The following is a 17962-nucleotide window of genomic DNA, read 5'->3' on the forward strand; positions in this document are numbered from 1 at the left end:
TACTCGCGCCGCACGCCGGTTGCGGCAATGGCCAAAGCCTTCAAAGTGGATGACTGGTTTGGCCATGAATCGGGTTACAGCAGATCGTTCCCACGCTCTGCATGGGAACAAGCGTTGGCGGTGAGTGGGTGACGGATCAGACCGCTTCGTTGAGGATCAGGCTGCGGTAATGGCCCGGATTGGTCCCGGACCACTTGCGAAACGCCTTGTAGAACGAGCTCGCATCGGCAAATCCCAGGCGTGTGGCGATGTCGGCAAAACTGATTGCAGGCTCCGCCAGCCAGGTGATCGCCAGCTCCTTGCGCACGCTGTCCTTGAGGCCTTGATACGTCTGCCCTTCTTCGGCCAGACGCCGACGCAAGGTCGAAGCCGACATGCACAACTGTTGGGCCAGGGCTTCGGTTTCCGGCCACTGTTCGGCGGGCAACTGTCGCAGATCCTGCTTGATCCGGCTGGCAAGGCTTTCCGGGTCGCGGTATTTCACCAGAATGTTGGCCGGCGCATGAGCCAGGAAACGCTTCAACTCCTCGGCACTGCGCTTGATCGGCAGATCCAGCACGTCGGCAGCAAAAATCATCCGTGTGCGCAGGCGGTCGAAACGCAGGTTTTCCGAGAACATCACCCGGTAGTCGTCGCAGAACGCCGGCGCCGGGCAGCGCAGCTCGATGGCCAGGATCGGGATTCGCCGTCCCGCCAGCCAGCAGGCCACGCCGTGAACAATCATCCAGTAAGTGAAATAGGTGAAGGCGCGGCGCGGCTCGTGGTCGTCCTCCAGCAGCACGATCTCCGCCAGACTTTGCTGGTGAACCAGTTGCGCCGGCATGCGCTCAAGCATCAGCGACAGGAAATTCAGACCGGTACTCAATCCCGCAGCCAGATTTGGCTGGGCCATGGCGCTACGGCAGAGGAATTCCAGGCTGCCGGATTTCAGCTTGCGCGGGTCCATGCCAAAGAACTCGTCATCCCCTCGCCGTGCCAGCAGCCGCCACAACCGTGCGTACTGACTGGCCGGGACCCGCGCCTCTTCAGTGGACAGCAGCGCCGGATCGATGCCGACCTTGTTCAAGACTTCTTCCGTGGCCACGCCCGGAGCACAGCTTTGCTGCAGCGCTTCACGCACCAGCTGAATGGCGATGGTGTCTTTTTCCGACATGGATCCAGGCAAATCCTGTTGTTGTTGTTCGAGTGGCGGGCATCTTAACGCAGCTGCGCAGGGCACGGCTCGCTGCATCCGGATAATCCGCGATGCATTTGAGAATGGTTGATCTTAAGACCGTTCAGCTTTCGTTCAGGTAAATGTCAATTAATTTCATGTGAGAATGAATGTCATTATGTTACAACTTGTAACCTCATTTCGTGACACAGTGGATGCCGAATGCTCGTTCCCTTTCTGATCATGCTGCGCGAAGGCATTGAAGCCGCGCTGATCGTTGGCATCATCGCCAGCTACCTGCAACAGACCGGCCGTGGCCAATGGATGCCGGCAGTATGGATCGGTGTGTTTCTCGCCGCCGCACTGGCTTTGCTGGTCGGCGGAGGCCTGGAACTGGTCAGCGCTGAATTCCCGCAGAAACAGCAGGAGCTGTTCGAAGGTGTGGTCGGCCTCGTCGCCGTGGGCATCCTCAGCTCCATGGTGTTCTGGATGCGCAAGGTCGCGCGTTCGATCAAACATTCGCTGCAAGCCTCTCTCGACCATGCGTTGACCGCGTCGAAGCATCAGGTCATCGCACTGATCGCCATGGTGTTTTTCGCCGTCGCACGGGAAGGTCTGGAAACGGTGTTCTTCCTGCTCGCCGTATTCCAGCAGAGCGAGGGACCGGGCGCGCCGATCGGCGCCCTGCTCGGCCTGATCCTGGCGATCATCGTCGGTTTCCTGATCTACAGCGGCAGCATGCGCCTGAATCTGTCGGCGTTCTTCCGCTGGACCGGGTTGTTCATCCTCGTGGTCGCCGCCGGAATCCTCGCCAATTCAGTGCAGGCACTGCATGAAGCCGGGGTCTGGAACCACCTGCAAACCGTACTCTTCGACTTCAGCGCAACGCTGCCGATGGACGGCCCGCTGGGCTCGGTACTGGCTGGCATGTTCGGTTACCAGGATGCACCGACCGTCAGTACCCTCGGTGCGTACCTGATCTATCTGGTGGTGGCGCTGGTGATGTTCTTCTATCCGGCTCCCGCCCCGGCGCCCAAAGCCGCCGCCTCGAATTCCGTTTCCAGTCAATAAGGGCCTCCATGTCAAAGCCTAATTCTCCTCAGGCCTCGCCTCCCCGTGCCTTGCGCTGGGCGGTGGCCGGTTCGGTGGTTGTGATGATCGCCGCCGGCGGCCTGTTCTACTACGCCTCGAAGATGGCTGCCGCCAAACGTCAGCACAACCATGACGAAGTGGTGGTCAACATTCACCCTGGCAGTTGCGAGCCCAACGAACTGAGCGTACCCGCCGGGCGCGCCAGTTTCCGCATCGTCAACCGCTCCGAGCGAGCGGTGGAATGGGAAATCCTCGACGGCGTGCTGGTGATCGAAGAACGCGAAAACATCGCGCCGGGCCTGAGCCAGGTGATCAACGCCAACCTGCAACCCGGCGACTACGCCATCACCTGCGGTCTGCTGAGCAATCCACGCGGCGTGCTGCATGTCACGCCGACGGCTGCTTCAGACGCTGCCGCCAAGGCCAAGCCGTCGATGGTCGCGTTTGTCGGGCCACTGTCGGAGTTCCGCGTGTATCTGGCCACTCAGAGCAGCGCGCTGATCAGAGCGGTCACGGCCCTCAATCAGGCGATCGACAGCGGTGACCTGGCCCAGGCCCAAGCAGCGTACTTGCCGGCACGCACCGCGTATCAGCGTCTGGCCCCGGCCGCACAACGCCTGGCCGAGCTGGACAACAGCATCAACGCCCGCGCCGATTACTTCGAAAAACGCGAGCAGGATCCGGCCTTCGTCGGCTTCCATCGCATCGAGTACGCGCTGTTCCAGCAACGCAACCTCGACGGTCTGGCACCCATTGCCGAGCGCCTGCTGGGCGACGTCAATACGCTCAAGCAGCAGTTGCTGGCCCAGTCGCTGCCGCCGGAGCAACTGGTGGAAATCCTTGTGCGCAACCTCAACACCCTGGCCGACGTGCGCGCCGCCAGCGGCGAAGAGGAACGCTACAGCCACGGCGACCTCAACGGCTTCGCGGCGAACCTGGAGACGGCGCACAAAGTCGTCGAACTGCTGCGACCGATGCTGACGAAATCCGCTGCCGACCTGCTGCCGAAAATCGACAGCGCGCTGACTGACTTCGACAACACCCTGAACGGCTTCAAGGTCAAGGACGGCTACGCGAGTTACGACACCGTCAGCGGTGAACAACGCAAACAGATCGCCGACAAGGCCAAGGCCCTGGCCGACGCCCTCGACGCCATTGATCCCGCCCTCGGCCTCTCCGGCCTGTAAGCAGAAGACGACTACCGATGAACGATTGCGAACACTTCAACCTGCAACGCCGCCGTGTACTGATGGGCATGGGCGCCGCCGGCGTCGCGCTGGCCGGCACCGCCCTGAGCTGCCCGGCCATGGCCGCCACCCCCGCGCAAGTCACCGAAGCGCCGAGCAGCGACAAGACCCAGGATCGCCACGATTTTCACGGCGTGCATCAGTCCGGCATCGTAACGCCCCGTCCTGCGTCCGGCATGCTGGTCTCGTTCGACGTACTGGCCAGCGACCGCGAAGACCTCGAACGCCTGTTCCGTACCCTCAACGAGCGCATCGCGTTCCTGATGAAGGGCGGCCCGGTGGCGCAGATCGACCCGAAACTGCCGCCGCCGGATTCCGGCATCCTCGGCCCGGTCGTCACCCCGGACAACCTGACCATCACCGTATCGGTGGGCGAGTCACTGTTCGACGAGCGCTTTGGCCTTGCCGCCGCCAAACCCAAGCGCCTGGTGCGCATGGTCGGGTTCCCCAACGATGCGCTGGAAGGCGATTGCTGCCACGGCGATTTGAGCCTGCAGTTCTGCTCCAACACCGCCGACACCAACATCCATGCCCTGCGCGACATCGTGAAAAACCTGCCGGACCTGCTGTTGGTGCGCTGGAAACAGGAAGGCAGCGTGCCGCCGCAAGCCCCGGCCAAACCCGGTGTTCCGGCGCAGTCGGCGCGTAATTTCCTCGGATTCCGTGACGGCTCGGCCAACCCGGATTCCAACGACGCCAAGGCCATGGAGCGCATTGTCTGGGTGCAACCGGGCAGCGACGAACCGGCCTGGGCGGCCCACGGCAGTTATCAGGCGGTGCGGATCATCCGCAATTTCGTCGAACGCTGGGACCGCACGCCGTTGCAGGAGCAGGAAAGCATCATCGGCCGGGTGAAAAGCACCGGCGCGCCGATGGGCGCCAGCCATGAGACCGAAGTCCCTGACTACAGCAAGGACCCGGAAGGCAAGCTGACCAGGCTCGACGCACACATCCGCCTGGCCAACCCGCGTACCGCCGAAAGCCAGGCCAACCTGATCCTGCGCCGGCCCTTCAACTATTCCAACGGCGTGAACAAGAACGGCCAGCTCGACATGGGCCTGTTGTTCATCTGCTACCAGGCCGACCTGGAAAAAGGCTTCATCACCGTACAGACCCGCCTCAACGGCGAACCGCTGGAGGAATACCTCAAGCCGGTCGGCGGCGGTTACTTCTTCACCCTGCCGGGTGTTACGGGCGACAAGGATTTCATCGGTCGCTCACTGCTCGACGCTACCCAACCAAAAACAACTGCATAGCATTCAACAGGAGCCGCCCCCATGAAAAAGACGCCCATCGCGTTATTGCTGACCCTGGGTTTACTCAACACGCCGCTTTCGGCGTTCGCGGCGACCGCACCGCTGGATCTGGTCGGGCCGGTTTCGGACTACAAGATCTACGTCACCGAGCAACTGGACCAATTGGGCACCCACACCAAGCAATTCACCGATGCCGTGAAAAAGGGTGACCTGGCCACCGCGCAAAAGCTCTATGCGCCGACCCGCGTCTACTACGAGTCGATCGAACCGATTGCCGAGCTGTTCAGTGACCTCGACGCGTCCATCGACTCCCGCGTCGACGACCACGAAAAAGGCGTGAAGGCCGAGGACTTCACCGGTTTCCACCGCCTCGAATATTCGCTGTTCTCGGAGAAAAGCACCCAGGGGCTGAATGATCTGGCCGACAAGCTGGATAAAGACGTCCAGGACCTGCAGACCCGCGTTGCCGGCCTGACGTTCCCGCCTGAAAAAGTCGTGGGCGGTGCCGCTGCCCTGCTGGAAGAAGTTGCCGCCACCAAGGTCTCCGGTGAGGAAGACCGCTACAGTCACACCGACCTCTATGACTTCCAGGGCAACATCGACGGCGCGAAGAAAATCGTCGACCTGTTCCGTCCGCAAATCGAGAAGCAGGACAAGGCGTTCGTGGCCAAAGTCGACAAGAACTTCGCCACCGTGGACAGGATCCTGGCCAAGTACAAGACCAAGGATGGTGGTTTCGAGACGTATGACAAAGTGAAGGATAACGACCGCAAGGCGCTGGTCGGTCCGGTCAATACGTTGGCTGAAGACCTTTCCACGTTGCGTGGCAAATTGGGTCTGAACTGAGTTCTATAGCGTTCTGTAGTCCTCCATCGCGGGCAAGCCCGCTCCCACAAAGTCTGCGCCGGATCACTGCTTCGTGAACGGCGCAAAACCTGTGGGAGCGGCGGTGCGACGTTTCGACTTGCCCGCGATGGCGTCTTAGGCCGCGCTAAAGACTTTGGACCTTAGAGGATGCGATAGAGCAACCGCTCCACCCGCACGCGGCTCACCCGCTTGAGGAACTTGGCCACTCCGGCCGGGTAATCCGGCAAGGCTTCCAGGTCCTGGAATCGCTCGATGCGCGTGGTGTGTTCGAAGATGTTCTCCAGCTCCAGCCGCCGCGGTTCCAGCCACTCGCCTTTCGGGTCGTCGATCAGCAAGGCGTTTTCCAGATCGAGACGAAACGCCCGCGGGTTGAGGTTGTTGCCGGTCAGCAGCGTGTAGCGCTGGTCGATCCACATGCCCTTGAGGTGATAGCTGTTATCGCCCTCACGCCATAAGTGCAGGTTCAACTGGCCGCTGTCGATATTGCGCTGATGACGCTTGGCAAAACGGCGCAGGCTGATCTCGTAAAGGTAAGGCAGCGCCGCGATCACCTTGAACGGCTCGCTCGGTGGAATGTAGAAGTCGTTGGCAGTCTTGTCGCCAACCACGATGTCGATCTTCACACCGCGCGCCAGCGCCCGGTTGATCTCGCGGATCACTCCCAGCGGCAGGTTGAAGTACGGCGTGCAGATGGTCAGTTGTTTCTGGGCGCTGGCGATCAGCTCCAGGATTACCCGGTTCAGCGGATTGTTCTTGCCGACACCGAGCAACGGGCTGACTGACAGGCCGGTCTGCGCGGTGCTGCCGGCACTGGTGTCGTAAGCGGCGTATTTGAGGCGACTGCGCAGGTCACCAATGTCGTTGCGCAAGCTGCGGGTGGTCGGCAGTTTCGGCAGATCGAGACGATGCACCGCTTTCGATTCGATCAGGCCGTGCTTGACCAGATGATGCATCGAGTCCGCCAGCTCACGGCTCTGCAGCACGTGATAACGGTCGAAGCGGTACTTGTCGAACTTGTGCAGGTAAACGTTGTTCAGGCTGGCACCGCTGTAGACCACTCGGTCATCGATCACGAAGCCTTTGAGGTGCAGCACACCGAACAGCTCGCGAGTCTGCACCGGCACGCCGTAGACCGGCACCACGCTCTGGTGGGTGCGGGTCATTTCCTGATACCAGGCCGCATTGCCCGGCTGCTTGCCGGCTCCGATCAAGCCGCGCTGGGCGCGCAGCCAGTCGACCACCACCACGACCTCAAGCTCGGGACGCTTGAGTTTGGCGGCGTGCAAGGCTTCGAGGATTTCCTGACCGGCTTCGTCGTTTTGCAGATAAAGCGCGACGAGATAGATGCGCCGGGTCGCCTGGGCGATGTTCTCCAACAGGCAACGACGAAACTCGGCGGCGCCGGACAGAATGGTCACGGCCTCGGCGGTCAGCGGAAAGCTGCGCAACCTGGGCAGCAGAGAGCGTTTGAAAAGCAACGGCATAGGGCTCGCAATGGGTCGAATCCGAAGAACCCGAGAGCTTACACCATCAACCCGTTCGGGTCTTCCCGCCTGATTAATCGTCTGCGATCGTTCCCATGCTCTGCGTGAGAACGCCTCAAGGGACGCTCCGCGTTCCAACTCCAGAAGGGACGCAGAGCGTCCTGAGCTGCGTTCCCAGGCAGAGCGCGGGAACGATAAAAAAAATAACTTCTTGACCAAGGAGAACGATCGTTCTACTGTGCACCACATGAACGAAATCACAAGCAACAACACGACCCGCGACATCATTCTGGATGTCACCGAAAAGTTGATCTACAAGAGTGGCATCGCGGCCACCGGCATGGATCTTCTGGTGAAAACAGCCGGTGTTTCCAGAAAGAGTATCTACCGCTACTTCGCCAACAAGGAGGAGCTGACCGTCGCCGCCCTGCAACGCCGCGACGTGCGCTGGATGCATTGGTACAGAAGCGCCGTCGATCAGGCCGAAACCCCGGCCGATCGCCTGCTCAACCTGTTTACCGTGCTCAAGGCCTGGTTCGCCTCGGAGGGCTTCCGGGGCTGCGCCTTCATCAATACCAGCGGCGAGACCGGCGATCCGCAGGATCCGGTGCGCCAGGTCGCCAAAGACCACAAACAGAAGCTGCTCGACTACCTGTGCGAGCTGTGTACCGAACATGGGGCCGAGGACCCGCAACTGCTGGCCAGACAGTTGCTGATCCTGATTGACGGCGCCATTACCGTAGCGCTTGTGATGGGTGATCACAGTGCCGCCGATAATGCGCAATGCATGGCGCGAAAGTTATTGGACCTGTAATGCCTCAATAAGCGACAAGTTGTTAAATCGTTAATTTGATCGGGAGACAAACATGTCTACTGCAGCCGAAGTGCGTCCGCCATTGCCACCCTTCAACCGTGAATCGGCCATCGAAAAAGTTCGTTTGGCCGAGGATGGCTGGAACTCCCGCGATCCCCAGCGGGTATCGCTGGCCTATACCCTGGACACCAAATGGCGCAACCGCGCCGAATTCGCCAACAATCGCGAGGAAGCCAAGGCCTTCCTGACCCGCAAATGGGCGAAGGAGCTGGATTACCGGCTGATCAAGGAACTCTGGGCGTTTTCCGACACCCGCATCGCCGTGCGCTACGCCTATGAATGGCACGACGATTCGGGTAACTGGTTCCGTTCCTATGGCAACGAAAACTGGGAGTTCGACGAGAACGGCCTGATGTTCCAGCGTTATGCCTGCATCAACGACATGCCAATCAAGGAAAGCGAGCGCAAGTTCCACTGGCCGCTGGGCCGGCGCCCGGATGATCATCCGGGGTTGTCCGAGCTGGGTCTGTAATTGAGTCGATCCCTCCTGCGCAGTGTGCAGGAGGGATTTTCAAGCAACCTCGGCAGTCGAGACCGATTGCGCTTTGGCTTCCAGCTCCCGCACCAACGGCAACACCCGCTGGCCGAAATACTCCACCTCTTCCTGAAAGTGCAGGAACCCCGCCAATACCAGGTCCACACCCACCGCTTTCAACGCCACGATCCGCTCGGCAATCTGCCGCGGCGTGCCGATCAGATTGGTCTTGAAGCCGTCGTTGTATTGCACCAGATCTTCAAAGGTCGATTTCGCCCAGTTGCCCTCGCCCTCCGGCGATGCCCTGCCCGCCTGTTTCGCCGCATCACCAAAGGCATTCACCGCTTCCGGGTCAGCCTGATCGATGATCTGCGCCAGCACCGCATTGGCTTCCTCTTCGGTATCACGGGCAATGACAAACGCATTCACCCCGACTTTCACCGTATGCTGGTTCGCCGCCGCTTTGGCGCGAATGTCGTCGACCTGCGCCTTGATGCCCTCGACGCTGTTGCCGTTGGTGAAATACCAGTCCGAGACCCGCGCCGCCATGTCCCGCGCCGCACGGGAGCTTCCGCCCTGAAAGATTTCCGGGCGGCCCAGGGGTTTCGGCTTGAGGCTGTAGTTGTCGAAACGATAGAAATCACCACGGAAAGTGAAGTTGTCCTGACTCCAGATCCCTCGTAGCGAACGGATGAATTCCTCAGAGCGACGATAGCGCTCGTCGTGCTCCAGCCAATGCTCGCCGATGGCCTTGAACTCACCCTTGAACCAGCCGCTGACGATGTTTACCGCGATCCGCCCGTTAGTGAGTTGATCGATGGTCGCCAGCTGTTTGGCTGCCAGCGCCGGTTGCCACGGACCGGGCAAGATGGCGGCGATGACTTTGAGTTTGCTGGTGGCGGCGAGCAGCGCGTGACTGAAGGCAACCGACTCATGCTGGAACTCGGCACCGTAGCCGGCGGTGAAGCGGATCTGGGTCAGGGCGTATTCGAATCCCGCCGCCTCGGCCAGTTGTGCCAGTTTGCGGTTGTAATCGATACCCCAGTCGGTGCGTTGCTCGATCTTGCTGACCACCAGCCCACCGCTGACGTTCGGCACCCAGTAGGCAAATTTCACGGCTTGCTGACTCATTGGCGTGTCCCCGGGACAGTTGATGAAGGTGAGAGAGCCAGAGCAGCAAACGTGCCAGCCCCTGAAGCCGGTTTTATTGGGGCTTCCGGCAATTGGCGTGCAGGGTGAGAGGGTAATTTGTTGGGTGCGTGTTGGCTGGGCAACAGTTGAGCCGTCAGTGGTCGAGTCTTATGGGTCGCCGCAACAACCGGAAATGAGTAACATGACTGCCCTCCCCGCAGCCCAGCGCTGCAACCTGCGAATAAGCCGATTCCATGCCTTTCGAACTCAGCGTTGACCTCACCACCCTGGCCGTCCTGGCCCTTGTCGCCTTCATCGCCGGATTCATCGACGCCATCGCCGGCGGTGGCGGTCTGCTGACCACGCCGGCGTTGCTCACTGCCGGTCTGCCGCCGCACCTGGTGCTGGGCACCAACAAGTTGAGTTCGACCTTCGGCTCGGCCACCGCGAGTTTCACCTTCTACCGGCGCAAGTTGTTTCATCCGAGGCAGTGGATGCACGCGATCATCGGCACGTTGGTCGGTGCGCTGACCGGCGCCATCGTCGCCCACTATCTGCCGGCGGAATGGCTGAACAAGATGCTGCCGGTGATCGTCTTCGCCTGCGGCCTGTACCTGTTGTTTGGCGGCACGCCAAAGGCGCCACTGGACAGCGACGCACCGATCAAGAAGACGTGGCAATCGAGTCAGGGTTTCAGTCTCGGTTTCTACGATGGCGTGGCCGGTCCGGGCACTGGCGCATTCTGGACCGTCAGCAGCTTGCTGCTTTACCCGATCGATCTGGTCAAGGCCAGCGGCGTGGCGCGCAGCATGAACTTCGTCAGCAACATTGCGGCGCTGTCGGTGTTCGTGTTTTCCGGTCAGGTGGACTGGATCATCGGCCTGTGCATGGGCCTGTCGGTGATGGTCGGCGCATTCTTCGGGGCGCGCACCGCGATCAGCGGCGGCGCCAAATTCATTCGTCCGGTATTCATCACCGTGGTGCTCGGGTTGACCGTGCGTCTAGCCTGGCAACACTGGTTCAACGTGGCCTAAGCGTCGCGCCACGTAGACATCGATCAGGTAACGTGCAATTGATTTCGACGCCGGCAACGGCGGCAGATCATGCACGTTGAACCACTGGGCGTCTTCGATCTCGTCTTCCTGACAGACAATCTCGCCGCCGGCGTATTCGGCATGGAAACCCAGCATCATCGAATGCGGGAACGGCCAGCACTGGCTGCCCATGTACTGAATGTTCTTCACTTCGATACTGACTTCTTCGCGCACCTCACGGATCAGGCAGTCCTCGGCTGACTCCCCAGGCTCGGCGAAGCCGGCCAGCGTGCTGTAGACCCCGGTCACGAAGCGCGGTGAGCGCGCCAGCAGCACTTCATCGCCACGGGTCACCAGCACGATCATGCTTGGCGAGATCCGCGGATAGCTGCGCAGGTCACACGGCTGGCAATACATCGCCCGTTCCCGTTGGATCTGGGTCATGGGCTGACCGCAATTGCCGCAGAAACGGTGTTCACGGGCCCATGTGCCGATCTGTGCGGCATAACCCAGCACTTTGTAGATCGTGTGATCGCCGTCGAGCATGAATGCCCGCAAGCCTTTCCAGTTGCAGCCCGGCACCTCGCTGTGACTACGCAGTTCCAGCAGGTACACCGGTTCGCCATCGAGGTGGCCGATGCCGTGCTCGGAGAGGACCGACAACTCCTGGCGCTTGAGCCATTCCCGGGGGAACAGCACGCCGTTGTCATCGAACAGAAAGCCCTCGGGGCTGCGCGCGACGGCCCAGCCGCCGGGTTGATCAGTGTCCAGTACTGCGGTGGTCCAGCGAGATGTCATGGTTTTTTCAATCCAGAAATTCGGGTTTCTGTTTGCTCATGTGGGCGGCCATGGCGACGCGCAAGTCGCTGGATTGCAACATGGCGGCGTTCCAGGTGGCAACGTACTCCAGACCATCGTCGATGCGATGGTCGCGCATGTAGCTGATCATTTCCTTGGTTCCGGTGACCGCGATCGGCGACTTGCCGGCGATGTCCCGGGCAATGTCCATCACGCCTTCGATCAGGCTGTCCTTGTCGCTGTAGACGCGATTGACCAGACCAATGCTGCGCGCTTCATCGGCGCCAAAGGTACGACCGGTGTAGGCCAGCTCACGCAGCATGCCGTCACCGATGATTCGTGGCAACCGTTGCAACGTACCGACGTCGGCCGCCATGCCGATATCGATTTCCTTGATGGAGAATTGTGCGTCTTCGGCGGCGTAACGCATGTCGCAGGCCGCGATCAGATCGATCGCGCCGCCCAGGCAGTAACCCTGAATCGCCGCGAGCACCGGTTTGCGGCAATGGTCGACGGCATTGAAAGAGGCTTGCAGAGTGAGGATCTTTTTGCGCAGCAGGCGCGCGTTGCGGCCGACATCCTTGCCCAGCTCATTGGCCACGCCGGCCAGCATCATCAGGTCGATGCCCGAAGAGAAATGTTTGCCGGCCCCGCTGAGCACCACAACCCGCACTTCGTCGGTGTCGTCGATCCACTGGAACACCTCGACGATTTCGCTCCAGAACGCGGCATTCATCGCGTTGATCTTTTCCGGCCGGTTGATCTGCACATGGGCGATATTGTCGGCCAGTTCGACGCTGAAGGCGGTGTATTGAGTCATGGCAGAAGTCCTTTACCGGTCTGAAAATGAGGCCTGAACTATACCAAGGCCGCAGAACGGCGGTTCGGCCAAATGCAGGACTCTAACCGCCCCTTACGGCCACGAACGCCGCGGTCTCGTACGGCACGGTCATCACATCCCTGCCCCGTAGCTCGGGATCGGACGCGATCAACTCGCGAAGCTGCTCATCGACGCTTGCCCGCTCTGCATCCGGCAGTGCCGCGATGAAACTGGTGGAACGCACCCGGTTGAAAATCACATCTTCCGGCGAGCCGGTATGGCCATGATGAAAGTGCTGAGCCTGCAATGGCCCGAACGCCGGATGCGGAAACACTTTGCGCCAGGCGCCGGTGTAGTAGCGCGGCGTGTCGCCTTCCCGGGCATTGACGATGGCATCGAGCTTGGGCACCCAGCCGACCCGGGTATCGCGCAGGTTCCAGATCAGCCCGAGCTTGCCGCCCGGTTTCAGCACCCGGGCGATTTCATCCAGCGCCTCGGTGCTGGCGAACCAGTGAAAGGCCTGGGCGCAGACCACCACGTCCACCGAGGCGTCGGGCAGCGGCAGATCCGTCGCCATGGCGCTCACGGCCAATACGTCGGGCCAGTTGGCGGACAGTTTCTCCAGCATTTGTGACACCGGTTCCACGGCGATCACCTGCGCACCGGTCGCCACCAGCCGTCCGGTGAACTTGCCGGTGCCGGCGCCGAGGTCGATAACGGTCTTGCGGGTGTCCAGATCCAGGGTTGCCGTCAGCCATTCGGTCACCGCCGGCGGATAGTCCGGCCGGCCTTTGACGTAGGTTTCGGCGGCAGTTTTGTAACCGGCGGCAGCGCTGTGGTGAACCTGATCTTTCATGGCGCGACTCCCAATGTGGAACGACGGATCGACGACAGACGTCTGGAGCATAGCGTTCGGGTCCGGGCTTTCCTTGAATGGCGGCTGACAAAGCAATGAATAAAACTTCACCTTGCGGTGTTCAACCTCAGACATGACCCACTATGGAGCCTTGCCCATGACTATCCGTTCCGTTATGTTCGCCGCCCCGTTGCTGATGGCCGCGATGTTGTCCAGCCCTTTGGCCCTGGCCCATGGCGACGAAGACGAGCCGGTGCAGAAACCCAACTGCCCGAAAGGTCAGGTCTACGACAGCAAATCACAGAAATGCGTGATGCAGACCAGCAGCCTGGTACCGGACTCGGACCGTACCGACTACGCCTATCGTCTGGCGAAGGATGGCCGATATGAAGAAGCCCTGGCCTTGCTCGACACCCTGAAACAGCCCAACACCGCCAAGGCGCTGAACTATCGCGGCTATGCCACCCGCAAACTGGGACGTACCGACGAAGGCATCGGTTATTACCTGCAATCGGTCAAGCTCGATCCGCAGTATGCGCAAGTGCGCGAGTACCTGGGTGAGGCTTACGTCATCAAGGGCCGCATCGATCTGGCGCAGGAGCAATTGCAGCACATCCGCAAGATTTGCGGCACGTCCTGCGAGGAATACCGGGACCTGGCCGAGGCCATCAACGATTCATCGAAAACCTGACACGACACGCGGAGGCGATCATTTTCAGCGATCAGGCATTCAGAGCCGAACTCGGACAACACCTGGCGCGCCTGTGGCGCTACGGCTTGCTGCTGTCGAGAAATCGGCATGTGGCCGAGGATCTGGTGCAGGCCACCTGCGTACGGGCGCTGGAGCGTTCGGGCCAGTACGTGGCCGGCACACGCATGGACCGCTGGCTGCTGAGCATTCTGCATTCGATCTGGCTCAACGAAGTGCGCGCCCGTCGCGTGCGTCAGGGCCAGGGCACCGTGGACGCCGACGGCCAGCTGACCGTCGACGGCGAATACGCCGCGCACACCCATGTGATGGCGACTCAGGTCATCCGCCGTGTCGATGCGTTGCCCGAAACCCAGCGTGAAACGGTGTATCTGGCGTACGTCGAAGGCCTGTCCTACCGCGAAGTCGCCGAGATCTTGCAAGTGCCGATCGGCACGGTGATGAGCCGTCTGGCCACCGCACGCCTGAAACTCGCCGAATACCCGCCGCTGCATGCGGTTGCGGACAGCCCCGCAGGAGACCGGCAATGAATACGCCCTCGGACGAACAACTGGTGGCGTATCTGGATGACGAACTGGACCGCGAACAGCGCAGTCAGGTCGACATCCTTATCGCCGATGATCCGCTGCTCAATCTTCGGGTGCAGTGGCTGAGTCGCAGCAACCTGCCCTATCGCGACGCCTACGACGAACTGGCCCGACAGGCACCGCTCGATCGTCTGCAGGCCCGACTGGACGCCGCGCCCTCCCCGCAACGGCCGGGTTTCAGCCGGCGCTGGTTCATCGGCGCGGCGGCAGCGGGTATGGCGCTCGCGGGTGCGGCGGCCGACCGTTTGTTCCTGAGCTGGCAAGTGCAGCCATCGAACGACTGGCGTGAACGGGTGGGCGATTACATGGCGTTGTACGTGCCGCAAACCCTTGAACACCTGACCACCGACGAGGCCTCGCAACTGGCGCAGCTGCGTACCGTCGATGTGCGGTTGGGCCTGAGCCTGTCGCCAGCAAAACTGAAACTTCCCGGTGCGCAGTTCAAACGGGCACAACTGCTCGAATATGACGGTGTGCCCATTGCACAAATGACCTGGCTCGACGCCACACACGGCCCGCTGGCGCTGTGCGTCACACGTTCCAACACTGGCAGTCAGGCACCGGCCCACGAACGACGGCACGGGATGAACGTGGTGTACTGGACTGAACGCGAGCACGCCTGGATGCTGATCGGCCATAACCCGATCGCCGAGCTGGAAGGTCTGGCGAAAATGTTCAAGGAGCGGCTGGGCACATGAGCCGGCCTGTCACTATGCTTGGCGAGTGATTATCCAGGGAGGAACCCTTATATGCCGATTTCACCGCGCACCGCATTGCTGGTCATCGATGTCCAGAACGATTTCACACCCGGTGGCCGACTGGCCGTGCCCGAAGGTGATCTGATCGTCCCGCTGATCAATCGTCTGGCCGGGCAGTTCAAGCAAGTGGTCATCGCCCAGGACTGGCACCCGGCGGGCCATGCTTCCTTTGCTTCCAGCCATCCGGGCCGCCAGCCTTACGACGTGATTCAACTGCCATACGGCGAACAGACGCTCTGGCCGGATCACTGCATTCAGGGCTCACACGGCGCCGAATTTCACTCCGGACTCAACCTGCCCCACGCGCAACTGATCATCCGCAAGGGCTGCAACCCGGACATCGACAGTTATTCGGCGTTTCTGGAGGCGGACCGGGCGACCACCACCGGGCTGGCCGGTTATCTGAAAGAGCGCGGGATCGACACGGTGTACATGGTCGGGCTGGCGCTGGATTTTTGCGTGATGTTTTCCGCACTGGACGCGCGGGCGGCAGGGTTCAATACGTTTGTGGTGCTGGATGCGTGCCGGGCAATCGACATGAACGGCTCGCTGGCCTCGGCGATCGAGCGGATGCAGGTGGCCGGGGTCGGGTTGATTCAATCCACTGAATTGCTCTGAGCGATGTCGATTTGTGGCGAGGGAGCTTGCTCCCGCCAAGGACACGCGGCGGCCCTTTAGTAGAGGCCTGCTTCGCAGCCCGGCGGGAGCAAGCTCCCTCGCCACGGGTTTCGCGCAAATATCAGCTCGGGGTAGGCAACCAAAGCCTGAACCGTGCCCCACCCAACGGCGAGCCTTCCACCGTCAACGTCCCGCCCTGCGCTTCCAGCGCCCGCCGGCTGATCGCCAGTCCCAGGCCAAACCCGCCGGTCGCCCGGTCACGGCTGCGATCGAGTCGATAGAACGGCTCGAAAATCCGCTCCCGCTCATCCTCCGGAATACCGATCCCGTCGTCATCCACCCAGATCTCGCAACCCTTGGGGCAGACCTGCACGCCGATCTGAATGCGCTTTTCGCAGTAGCGCATGGCGTTGCGCAGCAGGTTCTGAATCGCTCGGGCGGTCAGGCGCGGATCGAGAGAAAAACGTTCCAGCTGGTTGTGCAGCAGCACGTCGATGACGATGTCCGGCGATTCCAGTTCTTCATCGACGCTGCCCAGAATGCTGTCGATGAATTCATCCAGCGCCACCTCGACCTGCTCCGGCAAACGCGCCGGATTCTGCAGGCGGCTGTAGGACAGCAACTCCAGCACCAATTCATCGAGTTCACGAATGTGCGCGACCAGACCTTGCAGGCGCTCACGACTGGTTTGCGGCAAGTCATCGGACAGCGCCAGCGCCAGGCCGAAGTCCAGACGGGTCAGCGGTGTGCGCAGTTCGTGGGACACCGCATTGAGCAGGTCGCGCTGCTGATTGAGCAGGTTTTCGATGTCGCCGGCCATGGTGTCGAACACGCTTGCCAGACTGCCGATGTTCGAACTTGGAGCGATTTGCGTACGCTCGCTCAAATGGCCCTTGCCGAAACGTTCGGCGGTGCCCTTGAGTCGCTCCAGATCCCGCCAGTGCGGGCGCAGCCAGAGCAACAGGCACGCCAGCAGGCTCGCGCCGATCAGTACGTTGATGCTCCAGTACAGCAGGTTCACGTCCATCGGATCCGGCGGCACCACCATTTGCACGGCGATTTCCCCGTTCAACGGTGTCACCGCCAGCGTGCGCCAGCCCCAGTCTCCAATACGCACCACGTTTTCGCCGCGGCGCAGACGCTCTTGTTCGATCGGGGTGAAATCGGCGTTGTCGATACGGGCCAGGACAATGTGCAGCGGCTGGAAGTCCCTGTCCATCGAAGCGGCAACCGCCGGCCACTGATCCTGCGGCACGGCGCGAAACTGCTTGGTGATCAGCGATTGCAGACCACGGGAATAGTCGAGGTTATAGGTGACGAAACGATCCCTGAACGCCATCACCACCAGATCCGGCACCAGATAGATCGCCGCACTGTAGGAAACGATCGTCACCAGATACAGGCGAAACAGGATTCTGAACATCGACTCAGCATTCCCACTCGGAACGGCTGAACAGATAACCCTTGCCCCACACGGTCTTGATCTTGCGCGCTTCGCCCGCGTGGTCGTCGAACTTGCGCCGCAACTTGGAAATCGCCACGTCCACCGAACGGTCAGTGCCGTTGAATTCGATACCGCGCAGGCGTTGCAGTATCTGATCGCGACTCAATACCTCACCGGCATGACGGGCCAGCACCACCAACAGGTTGTATTCACCGCTGGACAGCTCCACCGGTTGATCGCGCCAGGTCACCGTGCGCTCGGACAGGTCAATGCACAGATTGCCCATCAGGATCCGATCGTTGGCGGTCATCGGTTCGCCGAGACTGCTGCGGCGCAGCAAAGTCCGCACTCGCGCCAGCAGAACCCGTGGTTCGCAGGGCTTGGTGACATAATCGTCAGCGCCCATTTCCAGGCCCAGCACCTGATCGTGGCTGTCATCACGGGCGGTGAGCATCAGGATCGGCAGCGTCGCGGAGTCGGCGCGCAGCAGTCGGCAGACCTGCAAGCCGTCGAGGCCCGGCAGCATCAGGTCGAGAATCACCAGATCCGGCGGATTGAGCCGCGCCCGTTCGCGCACATGGTCGCCACGCCCGATCACGCTGACGGAATAACCGTTGCGCTCCAGGTAGCTGGAAATCAGTTCGGCGAGGGCGGTGTCGTCTTCGACCAGGAGGATGTTGGGCATTGAGGTGTCCAGATATCGCGGTGGTGTTTGTCAGGCCCCCTTCGCGAGCAGGCTCGCTCCCACATTGGATTTGC

General features: G+C 61.1%; 19 protein-coding genes. 11 read left to right on the plus strand and 8 right to left on the minus strand.

Annotation, left to right across the window (positions count from 1 at the left end; genetic code table 11):
• Positions 1–136 precede the first annotated feature (136 nt).
• The gene (locus NWV16_RS14465) at positions 137–1153 is read right to left on the minus strand and encodes an AraC family transcriptional regulator (protein WP_260519593.1); all 1017 of its coding nucleotides are present in this window, start codon (positions 1151–1153) and stop codon (positions 137–139) included.
• A gap of 222 nt (positions 1154–1375) precedes the next feature.
• On the opposite strand from NWV16_RS14465, the gene efeU reads away from it, so the two are divergent.
• From efeU to efeO (NWV16_RS14485), 4 genes are read left to right on the plus strand one after another with little or no spacing between them, the layout of a single operon-like run.
• The gene (gene efeU, locus NWV16_RS14470; RefSeq protein ID WP_260519594.1) at positions 1376–2224 is read left to right on the plus strand and encodes an iron uptake transporter permease EfeU; all 849 of its coding nucleotides are present in this window, start codon (positions 1376–1378) and stop codon (positions 2222–2224) included.
• A gap of 8 nt (positions 2225–2232) precedes the next feature.
• Entirely contained in the window at positions 2233–3432 is a 1200-nt protein-coding gene (gene efeO, locus NWV16_RS14475) for an iron uptake system protein EfeO (protein ID WP_260519595.1), read from the plus strand.
• A 17-nt stretch (positions 3433–3449) separates the two neighbouring features.
• Positions 3450–4748, plus strand: a complete 1299-nt coding sequence (gene efeB, locus NWV16_RS14480) for an iron uptake transporter deferrochelatase/peroxidase subunit (protein WP_260519596.1) — start codon at positions 3450–3452, stop codon at positions 4746–4748.
• A 21-nt stretch (positions 4749–4769) separates the two neighbouring features.
• Positions 4770–5594 carry an iron uptake system protein EfeO gene (efeO, locus tag NWV16_RS14485; protein WP_065261639.1) on the plus strand — a complete coding sequence of 275 codons (825 nt, stop codon included), beginning with the start codon at positions 4770–4772 and terminating at the stop codon, positions 5592–5594.
• A 161-nt stretch (positions 5595–5755) separates the two neighbouring features.
• Here efeO (NWV16_RS14485) and pssA read toward each other — a convergent pair whose 3' ends face one another.
• Positions 5756–7099 carry a CDP-diacylglycerol--serine O-phosphatidyltransferase gene (pssA, locus tag NWV16_RS14490; protein ID WP_260519597.1) on the minus strand — a complete coding sequence of 448 codons (1344 nt, stop codon included), beginning with the start codon at positions 7097–7099 and terminating at the stop codon, positions 5756–5758.
• Positions 7100–7346: 247 nt separating this feature from the next.
• Between pssA and NWV16_RS14495 the strand changes: the two genes are divergently transcribed.
• Together NWV16_RS14495 and NWV16_RS14500 are read left to right on the plus strand one after the other, a co-directional pair.
• Complete coding sequence (locus NWV16_RS14495) at positions 7347–7913, plus strand: TetR/AcrR family transcriptional regulator (protein ID WP_260519598.1); 567 nt, start codon at positions 7347–7349, stop codon at positions 7911–7913.
• Between the two features lie 52 nt (positions 7914–7965).
• Complete coding sequence (locus NWV16_RS14500; protein WP_065261636.1) at positions 7966–8445, plus strand: DUF1348 family protein; 480 nt, start codon at positions 7966–7968, stop codon at positions 8443–8445.
• Between the two features lie 39 nt (positions 8446–8484).
• On the opposite strand, the gene sfnG is transcribed toward NWV16_RS14500, so the two are convergent.
• Positions 8485–9579 carry a dimethylsulfone monooxygenase SfnG gene (gene sfnG, locus NWV16_RS14505; protein ID WP_260519599.1) on the minus strand — a complete coding sequence of 365 codons (1095 nt, stop codon included), beginning with the start codon at positions 9577–9579 and terminating at the stop codon, positions 8485–8487.
• A 254-nt stretch (positions 9580–9833) separates the two neighbouring features.
• On the opposite strand from sfnG, the gene NWV16_RS14510 reads away from it, so the two are divergent.
• On the plus strand, positions 9834–10613 hold the full coding sequence (locus NWV16_RS14510) for a TSUP family transporter (protein WP_260519600.1): 780 nt from the start codon (positions 9834–9836) through the stop codon (positions 10611–10613).
• On the opposite strand, the gene nudC is transcribed toward NWV16_RS14510, so the two are convergent.
• The 3 genes from nudC to NWV16_RS14525 form a co-directional block, all read right to left on the minus strand.
• Positions 10581–11411, minus strand: coding sequence for an NAD(+) diphosphatase (nudC, locus tag NWV16_RS14515; protein WP_260519601.1), 831 nt, complete (start codon positions 11409–11411; stop codon positions 10581–10583). The genes NWV16_RS14510 and nudC overlap by 33 nt on opposite strands.
• Before the next feature lie 7 nt (positions 11412–11418).
• On the minus strand, positions 11419–12231 hold the full coding sequence (locus tag NWV16_RS14520) for a crotonase/enoyl-CoA hydratase family protein (RefSeq protein WP_260519602.1): 813 nt from the start codon (positions 12229–12231) through the stop codon (positions 11419–11421).
• Between the two features lie 82 nt (positions 12232–12313).
• Positions 12314–13087, minus strand: coding sequence for a class I SAM-dependent methyltransferase (locus NWV16_RS14525; RefSeq protein ID WP_260519603.1), 774 nt, complete (start codon positions 13085–13087; stop codon positions 12314–12316).
• A 157-nt stretch (positions 13088–13244) separates the two neighbouring features.
• Between NWV16_RS14525 and NWV16_RS14530 the strand changes: the two genes are divergently transcribed.
• From NWV16_RS14530 to pncA, 4 genes are all read left to right on the plus strand, one after another.
• Positions 13245–13778, plus strand: coding sequence for a tetratricopeptide repeat protein (locus tag NWV16_RS14530; RefSeq protein WP_260519604.1), 534 nt, complete (start codon positions 13245–13247; stop codon positions 13776–13778).
• A 62-nt stretch (positions 13779–13840) separates the two neighbouring features.
• Positions 13841–14326, plus strand: coding sequence for an RNA polymerase sigma factor (locus NWV16_RS14535; protein WP_409519385.1), 486 nt, complete (start codon positions 13841–13843; stop codon positions 14324–14326).
• Positions 14323–15081, plus strand: a complete 759-nt coding sequence (locus NWV16_RS14540) for an anti-sigma factor family protein (RefSeq protein ID WP_260519605.1) — start codon at positions 14323–14325, stop codon at positions 15079–15081. Before NWV16_RS14535 ends, NWV16_RS14540 begins: the two co-directional genes overlap by 4 nt.
• 51 nt (positions 15082–15132) lie before the next feature.
• Positions 15133–15759 carry a bifunctional nicotinamidase/pyrazinamidase gene (pncA, locus tag NWV16_RS14545; RefSeq protein WP_260519606.1) on the plus strand — a complete coding sequence of 209 codons (627 nt, stop codon included), beginning with the start codon at positions 15133–15135 and terminating at the stop codon, positions 15757–15759.
• 121 nt (positions 15760–15880) lie between these two features.
• Here pncA and NWV16_RS14550 read toward each other — a convergent pair whose 3' ends face one another.
• The gene (locus NWV16_RS14550) at positions 15881–17182 is read right to left on the minus strand and encodes an ATP-binding protein (protein ID WP_260519607.1); all 1302 of its coding nucleotides are present in this window, start codon (positions 17180–17182) and stop codon (positions 15881–15883) included.
• A gap of 4 nt (positions 17183–17186) precedes the next feature.
• A complete protein-coding gene (locus NWV16_RS14555; protein ID WP_065261627.1) occupies positions 17187–17888 on the minus strand; it encodes a response regulator transcription factor in 702 nt (233 codons plus the stop codon).
• Positions 17889–17962 lie beyond the last annotated feature (74 nt).

The organism is Pseudomonas sp. BW7P1, assembly GCF_024981055.1.
Taxonomy (GTDB): domain Bacteria; phylum Pseudomonadota; class Gammaproteobacteria; order Pseudomonadales; family Pseudomonadaceae; genus Aquipseudomonas; species Aquipseudomonas bananamidigenes.